Below are 666 nucleotides of genomic sequence, written 5' to 3' on the forward strand. Positions count from 1 at the left end.
GGCCCAAACTTGTTAGGGAGCCGTCGAAGGTGGGATCGGCGATTGGGACGAAGTCGTAACAAGGTACCCGTACCGGAAGGTGCGGGTGGATCACCTCCTTTCTAAGGAGCTTTTATTTTTCTGGGTGCGGTTGCACCCTTGTGGTTGGTTGAGTATGCGAGTGTCATACTGCCAACTTTTATTATTGAAAATTGTCCGGGTGAAACACACGCTCAAGAGACGAACTAAGTGTTTGAATGGCGCTTTGTGATACACGTTGTCCATGCACAGTTAAACGAAAAATAATGTTGTTTGTATGTTGGTGCATTGTTGGGTGTCTGGGGCATTATCCCCTTTTTTGTGCCTGACCATTATTCTTGTTGACACTTATTGTGTTGGTGGGGTGTGGTTGGGGTGTTGTGTGAGAACTGTATAGTGGACGCGAGCATTAAACACAGATGAATGGGCCGTGTGGTTTGTTTGTGTGTGTTTGTGTGATTTCTTTTTTCTTTAATCAATTTTTTGTCAAGTTCACTTGTGTGGCCACCTGCGCTTTTTGTGTGTGGGTGGTTTGTGTGTTCGTTATTAAGGGCGCATGGTGGATGCCTTGGCATGCTGAGCCGATGAAGGACGTGAAAGGCTGCGTTAAGCCTCGGGGAGTTGTCAATTGAGCGTTGATCCGAGGAT

The 666-nt window shown here is 46.8% G+C and carries 2 rRNA genes; both read left to right on the plus strand.

The features are described from left to right. Nucleotides 1–101: ribosomal RNA gene (locus tag MHK09_RS11655) — 16S ribosomal RNA — on the plus strand; the annotation flags it as partial. A gap of 453 nt (nucleotides 102–554) precedes the next feature. After that, a 23S ribosomal RNA gene (locus MHK09_RS11660) occupies nucleotides 555–666 on the plus strand; the annotation flags it as partial.

Source organism: Corynebacterium tuberculostearicum (genome assembly GCF_022347235.1).
In the GTDB taxonomy this organism is placed as follows: Bacteria; Actinomycetota; Actinomycetes; order Mycobacteriales; family Mycobacteriaceae; genus Corynebacterium; species Corynebacterium tuberculostearicum_F.